Genomic DNA, 14,335 nt, shown 5'->3' on the forward strand with positions numbered 1-14,335 from the left:
TTCTTTGAAATGACCTTGAAATCCTTTAACGTAAAGCTAAACTTAATCAGCTTTTCATTTTGAGACCCTAAAATGAATTCAAGATGATACCAAATTTTGTAATTAAATTTTCTTTACGAATTTGGTAAGTATCACGATCTGTTGTCCTTCAACTTTTCCTTCGATCTGTTCTGCATTGTCATGAACAAGGGAGACTCTTCTCACTGCAGTGCCTCTTTTTGCGGTCAGGCTCGAACCTTTTACATTCAAATCTTTGGTTAGTACTACCGTATCTCCGGCTTCAATAACAGCACCGTTACTGTCTTTATGAATTATAACATTCTCAGCTGATTCTTCCTGAATACCTGCTTTAGCCCATTCCTTTACTTCATCTTCCATATACATCATGTCCAGAAGGTCCTGTGGCCAGCCTTCAGATTTTAATCTGTTCAGCATTCTCCATGACATCACCTGTACCGCCGGAACTGTACTCCACATACTGTCATTCAAGCATCGCCAGTGATTAGGTTCTACTTTTTCCGGATCTTCGATCTGACCATGACAGATATCACAAATAAGAATACTATCTATCAAAACCTCTTCTGGTGAATCTGGAATTGCAAAGACATTAAGGTTTTCATTATTTCCGCATAACTCACAGGTCGAATCACTACGTTGTCTTAAGCTTTGTTCTAAGGTCATGGTTATTCAATTTGGCTGCAAAGATAGTTGAAACTCTAAGCTGATTCAGAGATTATAGATATTTTGTCTAAGATTCTGAATTTATATAATTCATAACCCTTTCTTCAAGAATTGGCAAAGTAACCACACCTTCCTCCAGGATCACCTCATGAAATTTTCTGATATCGAAATCCGGTCCTAAAGCTTCTTCCGCTTTCTTTCTTAGCTCTCTTATTTTTAATTCCCCGATCTTATAGGAAACCGCCTGTCCCGGCCATGAAATATATCGGTCTACCTCGGTATTGATCTCATGAATAGAAAGAGCTGTGTTCTTTTTCATGAAATTCACTGCTTCATCTCTTGTCCAGCCTTTAGCATGGATCCCCGTATCAACTACAAGTCTGCAGGCACGCCATTGCTCATAGGTAAGCTTTCCGAAGATCTCATAAGGATTGCGATAAATGCCCATTTCCTCGGCTAAAAATTCTGAATATAATCCCCAGCCTTCCCCAAAAGCAGAAATGTAAAAATTCCTTCTGAACTTCGGAAAATCTTCTCCGAGTTCATTATTCAAAGAGATCTGTAGATGATGCCCTGGCACCGCCTCGTGCGCGGTAAGAGATGGCAAAACGTATTTAGGTCTGCTCGGCAGGTTATAGGTGTTTACCCAGTAATACCCCGGCTGAGTATCATTGGAAGCGCCAATATATCTTCCAGTGGTATATTTAGGTGCAATAGCCGCAGGAACTTCTGCTACTCCATATGGTTTACGCGGAAGTTTGGTGAAATATGCCGGTAATTTAGCATCGATCCTTTTGGAAATATCCCTGGCGAACATCAACAATTCTTCAGAAGTTTGAGCGTAAAACTGCTCATCGGTTCTTAGGAAATCAAAGAATTCTGAAAAAGTGCCTTCGAACTCAGTTTCGGCCATTACCTTCTTCATTTCGGTATTGATCCTTTGTACTTCATCAAGACCAATATTATGAACTTCATCTGCGCTAAGATCTAAAGTGGTGTAATATTCCAGTAAATAATCATAATGCTTTCTTCCATTAGGGGTTTCTGAGACTCCTAAGGTCTTTCGGGTCTTCGGAAAATATTCGGTTTCAAAGAAGGTTCTGATCCTTTTAAATTCCGGGATCACATTCTGAGTGATTGCTTTTTCCGCAGCATTTAAAACTGAATCCTTTTGTTTTTGAGATAAGGTAGAAGGAAGATCTTCAAAAGGCTTGTAGAAATAACTTTCCCTGTAATTATCTACAATCTGGCTGTTATAAGTATTTTCATAACCTTTAAAAATCACCAAAGGCTGAGTGATACCTTCCTTGAGCCCTTTTCTTAATAGTTTAAAATGCTGATCAACATAGGTTGGAACCGCATTCAATTTGTTGAGGTAAGCTCTCACTTGCGCATAATTATTCAAGTCTCGAATCTGGTAATTGAGGCTTAAATGAAATCCGGAATCAGAAAGTAACGGATTCAAATACTCCTTGAACTCGTAAGTTTTAACCGTATTTCTCAGATCATACTTAAGTAATTCAGCAGAGATCTTTTGAGTTTCAGAAAGTTCCTCTAAATCCAATTCATTCAGTTCTCCCAGTAGATTTTCAGCAAAATCTGCCTGGTTCTTATAATGCTGTTCAGAATAAAGTCCGAGTGGATAATCTGAACGTTTATAAGGCTCATAATCCTCAAATTTCGTGATGATCTTTTCGAGAGCAATAGAATCTTTTTGGGCAATAACCGGACTGGAAAGAAGTATAATGATGGCTAGAAGTGCCGGGAACGATCGCATAAATGGAATTTTTCCTAAATATAAGAAATGTAAATACCTTGAATCGTGAAAATTGTGAATTCGTCATCTAAGCTCATATAAAAAAGATTCTGAAGCAAGTTCAGGAAGACGCGTTTCCAGTTTAATATTATAGAACAGATTTACTAATTACCCAGAATGCGAGCCCAAAGTCTGGGAAGAAGTTTTTTCGCATCGGTCATTTCCTTTTCGGTCTCTGTTGCGGTTAGCTCACCATGTTCTTTTGCTAATTCATAACTGAAGATAAATTCTGAATCTGGATCTTCGATATCCAGGTTTCCAAATCTTAGATCGTTGAAATGTAAACTGCCGTTTTTCGAGGAAAAGGTATACCAGCCTTCGCTTATCTGCAGGAGCCGCTTTAGGTTTGGATCGTCTTTTAGATTTACAGCCAGGTCGTAATTTTTAGGAACGCTGTAGAATTCAATTGGCTGCGTATCAAAAACTGAATAATTTCCAATTAAAAAGGCGTTTTCTGTTTCAATATTTGCCGTCCATAATATGGAATTTAGTGGAGTGGGCCTGGTGTCCATTCGCTCATAGGTGATATTCTGTTCTTCCAGGGAATTTTCAAATTTCTGAAAAGTATAGAATTTTAAAGCCGGGGTTATTACTAATAGATAGATACTGCTAACTATGAGTCCTATCTGGTTATACTTCTTCCTTCTAGGATCTGTACGTTTAAGTCGCATGGCCATGATAAGAAATACCAGGAATGGTAGCGTATACAGAGGATCAATTACAAAAATATTCTTATAAGCAAGCCTGAGTTCAAATGGCCAGAACAATTGGGTTCCCCATGTAGTATGTGCATCGAGCAGGGGATGGGTGAAAAGTCCCCAGAACATTAGCCAGGACCAGTTTTTCCATTTGGCTTCCGACTTTGACTCGATCTTCGAAATGATCCAGCCAAATACCGGAGCAAAGAGAATCGCAAACACAATGGAATGTGAAAATCCACGATGGATTTCGATCGCGGTTATCGTATCGAAAAAGTTGCCAACGAAAGTATCCAGATCTGGAATTGTCCCGGCAATGGCACCATATAACGTAGCTTTATTACCAATTTTCCTGCCGAGTACTGCTTCTCCAACTGCGGCTCCTAAAACGATCTGGGTAAGTGAATCCATGCTGCAAATATAGGTGCTTAATTAGAGACCCTGAATCAAGTTCAGGGTGACTTTATAGTTACCAGAAATCATACGGAACCTGTCATGCTGAACTTGATTCAGCATCTCATCTTTCAAAAAATAAATCCTTTAATTCTGGATTGAAATCTTTGATTAAATTCCATTTCTATTCTTTACGCCAATTCTTTAATTGTTTTTCTCTTGAGATAGCCTGGTTGATATCAGTAAATTCTTCAAAATAAAGCAAATCAATGAGGTTGTATTTTTTGGTAAAATCTGAACCTTTTCCATTTTTATGTTCAGTAATTCTTTTGTTCAAATCCCCGGTTACACCAATATATTTTACAGTTTTATTCTTATTAGAGAGGATATAGGTATAACCTTTTTTCATTTTCAAAAAGTAAAGACCCTGAATCAAGTTCAGGGTGACATTTTATTTGATATAAGTTATAATGGAGCTCGTCATGCTGAACTTGATTCAGCATCTCATATTTCAAAAAACAAATCCTTTAATTCCGGATTGAAATCTTTAATTAAATCCCATTTCCATTCTTTACGCCAATTCTTTAATTGTTTTTCTCTTGAGATAGCCTGGTTGATATCAGTAAATTCTTCAAAATAAAGCAAATCAGTGAGGTTGTATTTTTTGGTAAAATCTGAACCTTTTCCATTTTTATGTTCAGTAATCCTTTTGTTCAAATCCCCGGTTACACCAATATATATTACAGTTCTATTCTTATTAGAAAGGATATAGGTATAACTTTTTTTCATTTTTAAAAAGTATAGACCCTGAATCAAGTTCAGGGTGACGTTATAGTTACCAGAAATCCTACGGAGCTCGTCATGCTGAACTTGATTCAGCATCTCACTTTCATTCCTCCACAATGTTCATTTTCCGGAGTAAAAAAGAAGCATTCATATTCTGGCAAATTCCGTCTTTTAAATGATAGTCGAAATGAAGTTCATCGTTTACGATCTCCGCGTCAAAATAGAAGTTTTTTACCTGATGTAATTCTTTACTGATCTCACATAAACTAAGATCGTGGGTAGCGATAATTCCGGTAGAATTGGTGCCAACTAAACGTTGCACAAATTTTCGGGAGCCGATAGCTTTATCTGTACTATTAGTTCCTTTCAATATTTCATCAAGAATGATAAAGTAATCTTCGGTCTGGATTTTATCAACAATAAATTTCAATCTCTTCAATTCTGAAAAGAAGTAAGACTCATCATCACCTAAAGAATCATTGGTACGCATACTACTGATAAGCTTAGTTGGCGAATAACTGCAGGAATCTGCACAAACCGGAAGTCCGATATTAGCCATGACAATTTGCAAAGCGACCGTCCTTAAAAAAGTACTTTTCCCAGCCATATTCGCTCCGGTAATTATAAAGAACTGTTCCCCGTCTATCCGGAAATCATTATTAATTCTTTTGTTAGGATCCAGCAATGGATGCCCGAGATTTTTGGCAGTAATTCCAGCGCCCTTTTCTAATATTTCCGGGAAATGATAGTTAGAATGATTGAATGCGAAATTCCCGAGACTGTTATAAGCATCAGTTCTCTCTACTGCCTCAAACCAGTTTTCAACAGCTGTCTGGTGTTTCTCGATCCATTTCTCCAGTCGGTAACACTGTCTTAGATCCCAAAGTAGAAATCCGTTAGCTAAGATTCCGAATAGAAAGTTATTTCTCTGGTCCAGTGCATCGATAGCTTTGGAGAACTCCTTCAGAATATTTGAAGCTTTTCTGGATCCAGAAGTGATCGAAGTCTTCACCTCTTTCATCAATTCTGATTCAAATTCCTCATTTTCTAAAAAGGATAATAACTGATGATATTGCTGAAAAGTATCCTGAGCCTTGCTAACCATACTTGATAGCTCACTGATCCTTTTCAGAAATACTCCGGTGATCAAAACTCCAATTATGAACCATAAAAGAACCTGTGAGCCGCCAATGATATCTAAATAGAAAAGTATTAGAACAGCGACCGATAATACAGAAAAAACTGCCGGGAGCCATTTCATATAATTAGGCACGAAGCTCTTATAATTCCGTATCCAGTTCAGGATTTTTCTTGAATTGGTTTCGGTCTTTACCAAAGTTGCGGTTGCAGAATAATTTTGCCTCCAGTCGGCTTTTGAAGCGAGTTCTTTTACCGCCTCTTGTTTTTTAAGAATGTCTACGGTGGTATTAGCCAATAAGATCTTTGCCAGCCTGGCCTTCCCCTCCTTAAGTGCAGTCCTGTTCAAAAACTGGAAAAAGGACTTACGCCCAAAAAGGTCAATATCTCTACTGAATTCATGATCTTCCGGTTCGAATTTTACCCCATCAGCCAGATCTGAGAAATCTCTTGTTTTTAGAATCCTTAACTCAAGTTTATTGATCCCAATCAGCGCTTCTAACTTATCCTTTTCTTTTTTGAGGTCGCTGTGCCTGGAGATCAGGAATAGAAAGACAGCGATCAATACTAACGCAACCGGCAGTATGATATTTATATTTCCGAAGAAAAAATATATGCTAGCACATATAGCCAGAAAGACACTCAATCTCAATGTACTTGAGATAACTAGCTTTTTGGAGATCTTGTTTTTTAAATCGGTGTATTTCGCCTGTCGCGAGGAATAAAATTCTTCAGCTTCTGTCATTATAAATCTTCAAGTTCCTTTTTCAATTTTTTGGTAAGACCATCAACAACCAGATCATAAGAATGATCTATCAATTCAAAGATCAATTCAGGATCCAATCGCCCGTCCATTACCAGCGTGTTCCAGTGCTGCTTGTTCATATGATAACCCGGCAGAATATTCTCTTCGTATTCTTCTCTAAGCTCTAAGGCTTTTTCAGGATCACATTTTAGATTCGCTCTTAAGGGAACTTCATCCAGCGAAACAATAGAGAACATTTTTCCCATTACTTTCAGTACAAGATTATCGGGACCAAAGGGAAGGCCTTCGGTTACGCCTTTCTTCTTCAGGCAATAATCTCTGAAAGTGTCGATGTTCATTTTTTAATTTTTAGACCCTGAAACGAGTTCAGGGTGACGCTACTATTTTGATAAATTTTTAATCTCCGTCATGCTGAACTTGATTCAGCATCCGTTACTTTTCAATTTTCTTGTTTTTAGAATCTTCAATAGTTAGCGCGGTATAATCCAGTTTCCAGCCAATGGTTTCCACGATTTTTTCCATCAAAACAATGGTATCTAAAGCTTCCTTTCTCGCCTGATCCATGAGTCCGCTTTGAGGGATCTTATCTACGATCGCCTTTTTTGCATCCCGGTTAATATCGGTTAGATCTGAAGTGGTAAAGGGATTCGCCCATCCTTCACGTTTGTCGTAATATTTAAAATCAGTTTCAATGGTTAACAATTCCGGCTGCGGAAAATTTGTAAGTATGATCTTTTTATGCTCATTATCACTCTGCATCTGGATCTTACTAAGGTCGAAACCTATATGAGCCTTGGCATTTACCAGAACAATGGCTTTTTTCTTTCCCAGGACAAGACTCAGGTATTTTTCCTTCATATTCTCATAATGATAGATCTCAGAAAAATCGCCTTCGATGCTTATGAACTTGCAAACGCTTTTGATCTTATCCATTAAAACCACCGATTGTTCATTGGTTTTCGATTTTGAGCGTTCCTTATTAAAAACTGCAAAAATGAAATATGCAGCGACAGCACCAATGGCCAATCCTATAAAAAGTAATTCCATATTAAATTCCTATTTCTCCCAGGTGCGTAAATTTAAAGCCTTTTTCGTATTTCAGTCCGTATCCCAGTAAGCGGTCAAAACTGGAATGAGCGAACAGGATGATACCTGCCACTTCCAGTTCCTGCAATTTAAGATAATATCCAATTAAGCCAATGACAATCGCCAGTCCTTTATGATGAAAAATATTATAGAAAAAAGCGCCCACCTTCGTGTTAACCAGGTAACCCAGCATGCCAAAATCGGGCACAAAGAACAGACCGATAAACCACCACCAACTCAGGTCCTGAAGGTTAAAAGCCCAGATCCCCAGGAGAAGCATGATCAAATCTTCAATTTTTAATGTGAGTTTCATTTTACTGAATTTTATAAAGTACCGGTTTGCATGGTGCGGCATCATTTTCAAAAGATGCAGGCTGAAGGTTTAGAAAGTATTCTCCATCCTCTATTTTATTGGGAACGTAGATCAATTCAGTAATAGTGGCATCAAAACGGGTGTTTTTAGGATAGTCCCAAAATGCTTTGTGAGCCAGTAATTTCCCCTCATCCTTTTCCTTATCTACAGAAGGCTGATCTATTAGGAAATGTTTAATTCCTGCTTCCCGAATGAGGATCATCGCATCTTCTTCAATATATGGCCAGTTGGTATGCGAATGATGTTTAGAGATCTTACCTATATAATTCGGAATGGTACGAAGCACTAAGGCCTCCGATTCTATGCCCTGTAATTTTTTAGAGATCTGTTCTTTGGTAAATACCAGGTCTTCATCTATTTTCTGAGGTTCAATTGAAATAAGTCTGGCCTTAAAAAGGAATGTTTTCAAGTGCTGCTGAATCGTGTTCAGCTCAGAGGTAATATGTCCAACACATTCAGTATGTGTGGCATGAGCATGCGGATTAAACCAGATATTATTGAAATTCACAGACGATCCTTTGCTCACTTTTCCTATAAAACCGCCGTCGATTACCGGTTCAATTTCCGGATGTTTTAGATACCATGCCATTGGATTTTTATAGTCTCCGCGTAGACTAATGGAAATATCCAGAGGTTTCGAGAAATCTATTGAATAAGATTTACCATTATGGCTGATAGTAGCTAACATGTGCGATCGATTGGTCTTAACAAATGTAGCATTGTTAGTTGATAATTGATAATAGTCATTAAAAATAGATTTCTCATTCACAATGCTTCTTCGAAATGACAAATTAAGATTATAAGGTAAAATCATATCGACCAGAGGGAGAAATCTACGTGCGTCATGCTGAACTTGATTCAGCATCTACAGAGACTCTGAAACGAGTTCAACACGAGCTGCTACTTGTCTATATAGAATAGATCTGCCGCGATGCCATCACTAAGGAATTTCCCATTTGGAGTAATATGGAAGGTTTCATCAGAATTTTCCATCAGTCCGTCCTGTAAGAACCTATCGGCTTCCTTTAAAAAATGAAGCTTATATTTTTCGCCGAATTTCTCCTGAATATCCTCAAGGTTAACTCCATATTTAGTACGTAACCTGGTCATCACATATTCATTATAAGAGTCTGTCGTAGAAAGTTCCTCGGTTTGCTGAGGTAGTTTTCCTGCTTCGATGGAATTAATATAAAGAGAGTTATTACTAATGTGCCATTTTCTGGATCTGCCATCAAACGAATGGGCAGAAGGGCCAATTCCCAGGTATGGTTTTCCTAACCAGTAGGCTATATTGTTTTGTGAATGATAGCCTGGTTTTCCATAATTGGAAAATTCATAATGTTCAAAACCTTTAGAAGTAAGTGTTTCTATCAGAATATCGAATTGCTCCCGGTATTGTTCGTCTTCCACCGGCTTTACTTTGCCTTTTTCGATAAATTTTTCCAGAGCCGTTTTTGGTTCCACCGTAAGTGCATAACTTGAAATGTGTGGAATATCGAGTTCTAAAGCTTGTTGGAGATTTTGTTTCCATTGCTCGTTCGATTGACCCGGAATCCCGTAAATGAGATCGATGCTAATATTGTCAAAATAATGCTTCGCCAATTGAAGCGATCTCAATGCTTCTTCAGAATTATGGGCCCGGTTCATTAACTTCAGATCCTTTTCAAAAAAGGATTGTACACCAATACTTAAGCGATTTATGGGAGAAGCATTTAGCATTTTGATGACTTCTTCAGTAAGGTCATCGGGATTTGCTTCCAGAGTTATTTCTGCAGTTTCAGAAACCTTAAAATATTCGAAAATGGTTTTAAAAATGAGGTCTAACTCTTCAGAATTAAGCAGGGAAGGGGTTCCTCCCCCAAAATATATAGTTTGGATGTTTCTACCAATTTCATCTTTCCTCAATTCTAATTCTTCGCAGAGCATTTCCACCAGTTGAGATTTTTTTTTCGTAGACGTGGAAAAATGAAAATCACAATAATGACAGGCCTGTTTGCAAAAAGGAATATGGATGTAGATACCGCTCATTCAATTATCAATTAGCATTGATCAATAACCAGTTTATTGTTACGGTTATTTGACCTTATTCGGATTTTGCTTCACGAAAGCATCCCAACCGGTGTAGCTTTTTCCAATTTCAGTTTTCCCCGAATTATAGAAATGGCAAACCGCTGCGGCAAGTCCGTCGGTGGCATCCAGGTTTTTTGGGAGCTCTCCTATATTTAACTGACTCTGCAACATTTTCGCTACCTGCTCCTTACTGGCGTTCCCGTTTCCAGTGATCGCCATTTTTATCTTTTTCGGAAGGTATTCAGTAATGGGAACTTCCCTTGAAAGTCCGGCAGCCATGGCTACACCCTGCGCACGTCCTAGTTTTAGCATGGACTGCACATTTTTTCCGAAGAAGGGAGCCTCAATAGCGATCTCATCGGGATGATAATTATCTATAAGTTCGATGGTTCTTTCAAAGATGAGTTTCAACTTTACATAATGATCCTTGTATTTACTCAGCTGAAGTTCATTCATCTGGATAAAGCTCATTTTTTTATTCTCCACTTTTATGAGTCCAAAACCCATAATAGTAGTTCCCGGGTCTATGCCGAGAATGATCTTTTCACCTTTCAAAACCGATTTTTCCGAAGATTTGCTCACAAAAATTAACTAATTTGGGACTTTCACAAAGCTAAACAATTCTGTCTTGGCAGCATCAAACTTATCGGTTATGCTTTTGCTGATCTTCCTGGGGTTGATCGCAGCTTCTTATCTGGGGCTTATCATTGCTTTTATAGTTGGATTTAACAGAGTTCCTGAATTTCAATCGAAAGCTCTGGCTGGAAAAAACACTTTTTCTATTGTCATACCTTATAGAAATGAAGCTGAAAATCTGCCCCGACTTTTTAGATCCCTTACCAGTCTGAATTATCCCAGAGATAAATTTGAAATTATCCTGGTCAATGATGCATCTAAGGACGCTTCAAGATCCATTGCTGAAAAATTCAAGTTAGATTTCACTGAACTGAATATTCACCTTCTGGAAAATAGCAGGAAAACTATTTCCCCAAAAAAAGATGCCATACAGGCCGCGATCGATATTTCAAAATTTGACTATATCGTTACCACCGATGCTGATTGTATAGTGCCTGCTAAATGGCTGCAATTGTTTAATGAAAGTATACAGGAAAAGGCTTCAAAAATGATTGCCGCCCCAGTTGGCTTTGTTCAGGAAGTTGGAGATAAAAAGCCTTATTTTCAGAATTTTGAGGAAATGGATTTTATGAGCCTGCAGGCATCTACTATTGGTTCCTTCGGAATTGGAAAAGCCTTTATGTGTAATGCCGCAAATATGTGCTATGAAAAGGATACATTTCTAAAGGAGTCGGGTTTTGATGACTATGGAAAGATCGCCAGTGGGGATGATGTTTTCTTGTTACAGAAATTAAGGAAGAAAGGTTACAAGGTTGATTTTATAAAATCGGCTTCTGCCGTAGTTTTAACCGGTTATCAAAAAAGTTTAAGAAGTTTGCTGAATCAGCGAGTACGCTGGGCGGCAAAAACTTCTTCATATTCCAGTGTTTTTGCAAAATTTACGGGGTTAATCGTCTTCTTGATGAACTTTTCATTGATTGTTTTTACCGGATTGGCACTTTTGAATCTAGTACCTTATCAGGTTTTAATGTTAATCTTCCTGCTTAAATTCAACGCAGATTTTGTCCTTATTTATAAGTCGGCTAAGTTTATGAATCGCGATAGACTTATGCGTCATTATTTATGGAGTAGTATAGTGTATCCTATTTTTACAGTTTATGTGGCGATTTTATCTCTTTTTAGAGGTTATGAATGGAAGGGGAGAAGGTTTAAAAAATAATTGATGATTGACAATTGAGATATAGAAATTTTTAATTAGACGTCATGCTGAACTTGATTCAGCATCTATTGGAGACCCTGAATCAAGTTCAGGGTGACGAGTAATTATGAATAAAAAGATAAACTTTATACATATGAATTATTACATACTTAGTTACAAACTAGCAGATAATTATCTCAAGGACCGCGGTCAATATCGTGCAGAACATCTTGGAATGGCTAAGGAAGCTACTGAAAAGGGAGAACTTGTCCTGGGTGGAGCAATGGATGACCCTGCAGATGAAGCCATCCTTATTTTTCGCGGGGATGATGATAAAACAGCGAAAGCCTTTGCAGAAAATGATCCTTATTTAAAAAACGGATTGATCAAAAAATGGGAAGTAAGAAAATGGAATGCAGTGATTGGTAGTAGAATTGAGAATTGAAAACTGATTAATAAGATTTCTCCGTCATACTTGATGTGAACTGAAAGCTGTCACCCTGAACTTGATCCAGGAGCTATTTCATGAGATGTTGAATCGAGTTCAGCACAACGTTTTTCTGATAAATTTCAGTTCGATTTGATAATTGGAAAAGCGAAGACTAAAAATTCTAACCTTTTACTTTTGAAATCTAAAGTCAAGTTATTCGGCTTTCACAACTACCGGCATTTTGAATACGGTAGAAACCGGGATTCCGCGTTTGCTGGCGGGATAGATCTTAGGTAACGAATCTATGCTTTGTCTGAGCCACTGCTCAATTTCAGGTAATTGATTAGTTACGGTGGTATCTACCTTCACAGAATCTATTTGAGGTCTACCATCTTTGGTGATCTCTAAATAAATAAAAAGAGTGTCGTTAATACTCTCTGTAACTACCGGCTGCTGACTAGCCAAAAAAGAATAAATAGTGGTTGCAACCTGTCGCTCAAAACAATTCTTTGCCGCAGCAAGATCTGTCTTATCCTGGCAGTGTTCAAATGCCGGATACTCGTCAACTTCTTTCCAGTTTAGAAAACGGGATTCCTGCTCCAGAACCTCTTCAGAAGAGATCTTTTTAGTCTCAAAATTGCAGGAAGTTAGCATTAAAGTAAATACAAAAAGTAAAACTTTTTTCATTGGCAATCCACTTTCGGATTCCAAAAATAGTGAAATATAGCAGGTTAGGAAAAATTGATTCGATTAAAAATCGAACTTCAGTTATCAATAGCCTTTAGATCCAGTTTTTGAATATTATTCTGCCAGGTAGATTCATTAACATCCAGCTCCTGGGTGTCCAGTAAATAGCGTTCAGTTTTAGTTGTTGAAGGGTGGAATGCCTTTATAAGTTGGTTGTTCACATTCATAATAACCCCAAGATTCAGTTTCCTGTCTGCATAGATCCTGTATAAAACCTGATCATCGTAAAAGGCATTGTTCTTAAAAGCATGATCGCTCATCTCCTTTTCAATATTATCGTTTTCGATAAGCTTATCTTCAAGATATATTTGCATATCGCTATTAATATAAACGTCTACTGTAAAGATTTCCTCTGAATTTTGAGCGTTAATGCTATTAATTACGAAAAAAACCAGGAAAGGGATAATGTGTTTCTTTAGCATATTTTTCTATTCTGAAAGGTGGATCTCTTTTTTAATTTCACTTATGCGATATTCGGCAATTGAGATCATATCTTTTCGTCCCTGATCCTTATTTTTTTGAAGAAACTCTTCATACAGCTTAAGAACAGCCTTTTTATCATCGAAATGTGCATCAGCGGCAAGAGCTAATTCAATTTGGGCTCTTTCATTATCTGGGTTTTCTTTTAGCGCTTTCTGAAAACTTATATAGGCACTGCGGTAATCTTCCTGCCGTTTATAGGTTAGCCCCAGGTTGATATATTCAGAATCTACCGGTTGGTTATTTATAAACAAGGCCTTCATAAAATGCTCCTGGGCTTTTTCAACTTCATCCTTTTTAAGATAAATTGCTCCCAGATTGGAATGAACAGCGGCATTCATATCATTGATTTCAAGCATCTTCTTATAAGTCTCTATAGCTTTTTCATTCTGGCCCGATACACGATAAGCTTTGGCTAATTTTTCAAGTATAAACTCTGAACCTTCTCCAAGTGCAATTAGTTTCTCATAAGGTTCAATAGCTTTTTCAAACTGGAGAGATCTTGAGTAAGACTGGCCAAGTATAGACAATAAGGAAGCATTGTTAGGCCTTTCTTTTAAGCCTGAATTACAAAAGGAAATAGCGTTATAGGACTTGCCATTTTTAAGGTAATACTTGGCGGCTTTATAAGAAGCACCCTGATGAGTAAAATCTTTACTGAGAGTTTTGAAAAAATATTTGATTGCCGTACTGTCTTTTTTCTTCTCTTTTACAAGTCCTAACCTAAAGACAAAACCAGCATTATCTGGATAACTTTCAGAAAGACTGGTAAAGACACTGTCTGCCAGATCAATTTTGCCAGACTCAAGTAATAATTCTCCATAATCCTGAGCCGTAAGTACTCGTCCCGGAGCCTTTTCAAGAGCCGTTCTGTAATTCTCCAAAGCTTCCTCGGTCTTTCCTTCCACCTGCTGAAATTTAGCCAGTTTCAGGTAAATATTATCCGATTTCGGACTCACCTTTCTCAAAAGATCTATAGCATCCTTATGTTTCCCCACCGCAGCCAGACTATCGGCTATTTTTATTGGTTTTTCCTGGGCTATGACAGAAAGGGAAAAGGCTAAAACGGTTATAATGGTAATTTTAAATCGCACTAAT

General features: G+C 37.7%; 17 protein-coding genes. 2 read left to right on the forward strand and 15 right to left on the reverse strand.

What is annotated here, in order from left to right:
• Positions 1-102: 102 nt before the first annotated feature.
• From G530_RS0104105 to ruvC, 12 genes are all read right to left on the reverse strand, one after another.
• Positions 103-681 (reverse strand): PhnA domain-containing protein, encoded by a 579-nt coding sequence (locus G530_RS0104105; RefSeq protein WP_026933319.1) that lies wholly within the window; start codon positions 679-681, stop codon positions 103-105.
• Between the two features lie 67 nt (positions 682-748).
• Complete coding sequence (locus G530_RS0104110) at positions 749-2,458, reverse strand: DUF885 domain-containing protein (protein ID WP_026933320.1); 1,710 nt, start codon at positions 2,456-2,458, stop codon at positions 749-751.
• Positions 2,459-2,601: 143 nt separating this feature from the next.
• On the reverse strand, positions 2,602-3,606 hold the full coding sequence (locus tag G530_RS0104115) for a metal-dependent hydrolase (RefSeq protein ID WP_026933321.1): 1,005 nt from the start codon (positions 3,604-3,606) through the stop codon (positions 2,602-2,604).
• Between the two features lie 166 nt (positions 3,607-3,772).
• Complete coding sequence (locus tag G530_RS16535; RefSeq protein WP_026933322.1) at positions 3,773-3,997, reverse strand: GIY-YIG nuclease family protein; 225 nt, start codon at positions 3,995-3,997, stop codon at positions 3,773-3,775.
• Positions 3,998-4,092: 95 nt separating this feature from the next.
• Positions 4,093-4,470, reverse strand: a complete 378-nt coding sequence (locus tag G530_RS0104125; RefSeq protein ID WP_340139843.1) for a GIY-YIG nuclease family protein — start codon at positions 4,468-4,470, stop codon at positions 4,093-4,095.
• 7 nt (positions 4,471-4,477) lie between these two features.
• Positions 4,478-6,256, reverse strand: coding sequence for a MutS-related protein (locus G530_RS0104130; protein ID WP_026933324.1), 1,779 nt, complete (start codon positions 6,254-6,256; stop codon positions 4,478-4,480).
• The gene (locus G530_RS0104135; RefSeq protein ID WP_026933325.1) at positions 6,256-6,615 is read right to left on the reverse strand and encodes an MmcQ/YjbR family DNA-binding protein; all 360 of its coding nucleotides are present in this window, start codon (positions 6,613-6,615) and stop codon (positions 6,256-6,258) included. Before G530_RS0104135 ends, G530_RS0104130 begins: the two co-directional genes overlap by 1 nt.
• Positions 6,616-6,709: 94 nt before the next feature.
• A complete protein-coding gene (locus G530_RS0104140; protein WP_026933326.1) occupies positions 6,710-7,324 on the reverse strand; it encodes a DUF4230 domain-containing protein in 615 nt (204 codons plus the stop codon).
• A 1-nt stretch (position 7,325) separates the two neighbouring features.
• Positions 7,326-7,676 (reverse strand): DUF4260 domain-containing protein, encoded by a 351-nt coding sequence (locus tag G530_RS0104145; RefSeq protein WP_026933327.1) that lies wholly within the window; start codon positions 7,674-7,676, stop codon positions 7,326-7,328.
• Position 7,677: 1 nt separating this feature from the next.
• A complete protein-coding gene (locus G530_RS0104150; RefSeq protein WP_026933328.1) occupies positions 7,678-8,424 on the reverse strand; it encodes a cyclase family protein in 747 nt (248 codons plus the stop codon).
• 212 nt (positions 8,425-8,636) lie between these two features.
• Positions 8,637-9,764 carry a radical SAM family heme chaperone HemW gene (gene hemW / locus G530_RS0104155; RefSeq protein ID WP_026933329.1) on the reverse strand — a complete coding sequence of 376 codons (1,128 nt, stop codon included), beginning with the start codon at positions 9,762-9,764 and terminating at the stop codon, positions 8,637-8,639.
• A 45-nt stretch (positions 9,765-9,809) separates the two neighbouring features.
• Positions 9,810-10,361, reverse strand: a complete 552-nt coding sequence (ruvC, locus tag G530_RS0104160; RefSeq protein WP_026933330.1) for a crossover junction endodeoxyribonuclease RuvC — start codon at positions 10,359-10,361, stop codon at positions 9,810-9,812.
• A 73-nt stretch (positions 10,362-10,434) separates the two neighbouring features.
• Between ruvC and G530_RS0104165 the strand changes: the two genes are divergently transcribed.
• Positions 10,435-11,601: a glycosyltransferase family 2 protein gene (locus G530_RS0104165; RefSeq protein WP_240472125.1), complete on the forward strand. Its 1,167-nt coding sequence runs from the start codon at positions 10,435-10,437 to the stop codon at positions 11,599-11,601.
• Positions 11,602-11,734: 133 nt separating this feature from the next.
• The gene (locus tag G530_RS0104170) at positions 11,735-12,025 is read left to right on the forward strand and encodes a YciI-like protein (protein ID WP_026933332.1); all 291 of its coding nucleotides are present in this window, start codon (positions 11,735-11,737) and stop codon (positions 12,023-12,025) included.
• Positions 12,026-12,223: 198 nt separating this feature from the next.
• Here G530_RS0104170 and G530_RS0104175 read toward each other — a convergent pair whose 3' ends face one another.
• The 3 genes from G530_RS0104175 to G530_RS0104185 form a co-directional block, all read right to left on the reverse strand.
• Entirely contained in the window at positions 12,224-12,697 is a 474-nt protein-coding gene (locus G530_RS0104175; protein WP_026933333.1) for a hypothetical protein, read from the reverse strand.
• 77 nt (positions 12,698-12,774) lie between these two features.
• Positions 12,775-13,179: a hypothetical protein gene (locus G530_RS0104180; RefSeq protein ID WP_026933334.1), complete on the reverse strand. Its 405-nt coding sequence runs from the start codon at positions 13,177-13,179 to the stop codon at positions 12,775-12,777.
• A 6-nt stretch (positions 13,180-13,185) separates the two neighbouring features.
• A complete protein-coding gene (locus G530_RS0104185; protein ID WP_051199675.1) occupies positions 13,186-14,331 on the reverse strand; it encodes a tetratricopeptide repeat protein in 1,146 nt (381 codons plus the stop codon).
• Between the last annotated feature and the right edge of the window lie 4 nt (positions 14,332-14,335).

The organism is Christiangramia echinicola DSM 19838, from assembly GCF_000423065.1.
GTDB lineage: Bacteria > Bacteroidota > Bacteroidia > Flavobacteriales > Flavobacteriaceae > Christiangramia > Christiangramia echinicola.

Excerpts from the sequence above, each read along its gene's own strand:
- G530_RS0104105 (WP_026933319.1), bottom strand. The coding sequence starts at position 681 with ATGACCTTAGAACAAAGCTTAAGACAACGTAGTGATTCGACCTGTGAG.
- G530_RS0104110 (WP_026933320.1), bottom strand. The coding sequence starts at position 2,458 with ATGCGATCGTTCCCGGCACTTCTAGCCATCATTATACTTCTTTCCAGT.
- G530_RS0104115 (WP_026933321.1), bottom strand. The coding sequence starts at position 3,606 with ATGGATTCACTTACCCAGATCGTTTTAGGAGCCGCAGTTGGAGAAGCA.
- G530_RS16535 (WP_026933322.1), bottom strand. The coding sequence starts at position 3,997 with ATGAAAAAAGGTTATACCTATATCCTCTCTAATAAGAATAAAACTGTA.
- G530_RS0104125 (WP_340139843.1), bottom strand. The coding sequence starts at position 4,470 with ATGCTGAATCAAGTTCAGCATGACGAGCTCCGTAGGATTTCTGGTAAC.
- G530_RS0104130 (WP_026933324.1), bottom strand. The coding sequence starts at position 6,256 with ATGACAGAAGCTGAAGAATTTTATTCCTCGCGACAGGCGAAATACACC.
- G530_RS0104135 (WP_026933325.1), bottom strand. The coding sequence starts at position 6,615 with ATGAACATCGACACTTTCAGAGATTATTGCCTGAAGAAGAAAGGCGTA.
- G530_RS0104140 (WP_026933326.1), bottom strand. The coding sequence starts at position 7,324 with ATGGAATTACTTTTTATAGGATTGGCCATTGGTGCTGTCGCTGCATAT.
- G530_RS0104145 (WP_026933327.1), bottom strand. The coding sequence starts at position 7,676 with ATGAAACTCACATTAAAAATTGAAGATTTGATCATGCTTCTCCTGGGG.
- G530_RS0104150 (WP_026933328.1), bottom strand. The coding sequence starts at position 8,424 with ATGTTAGCTACTATCAGCCATAATGGTAAATCTTATTCAATAGATTTC.
- hemW (WP_026933329.1), bottom strand. The coding sequence starts at position 9,764 with ATGAGCGGTATCTACATCCATATTCCTTTTTGCAAACAGGCCTGTCAT.
- G530_RS0104170 (WP_026933332.1), top strand. The coding sequence starts at position 11,735 with ATGAATTATTACATACTTAGTTACAAACTAGCAGATAATTATCTCAAG.
- G530_RS0104175 (WP_026933333.1), bottom strand. The coding sequence starts at position 12,697 with ATGAAAAAAGTTTTACTTTTTGTATTTACTTTAATGCTAACTTCCTGC.
- G530_RS0104180 (WP_026933334.1), bottom strand. The coding sequence starts at position 13,179 with ATGCTAAAGAAACACATTATCCCTTTCCTGGTTTTTTTCGTAATTAAT.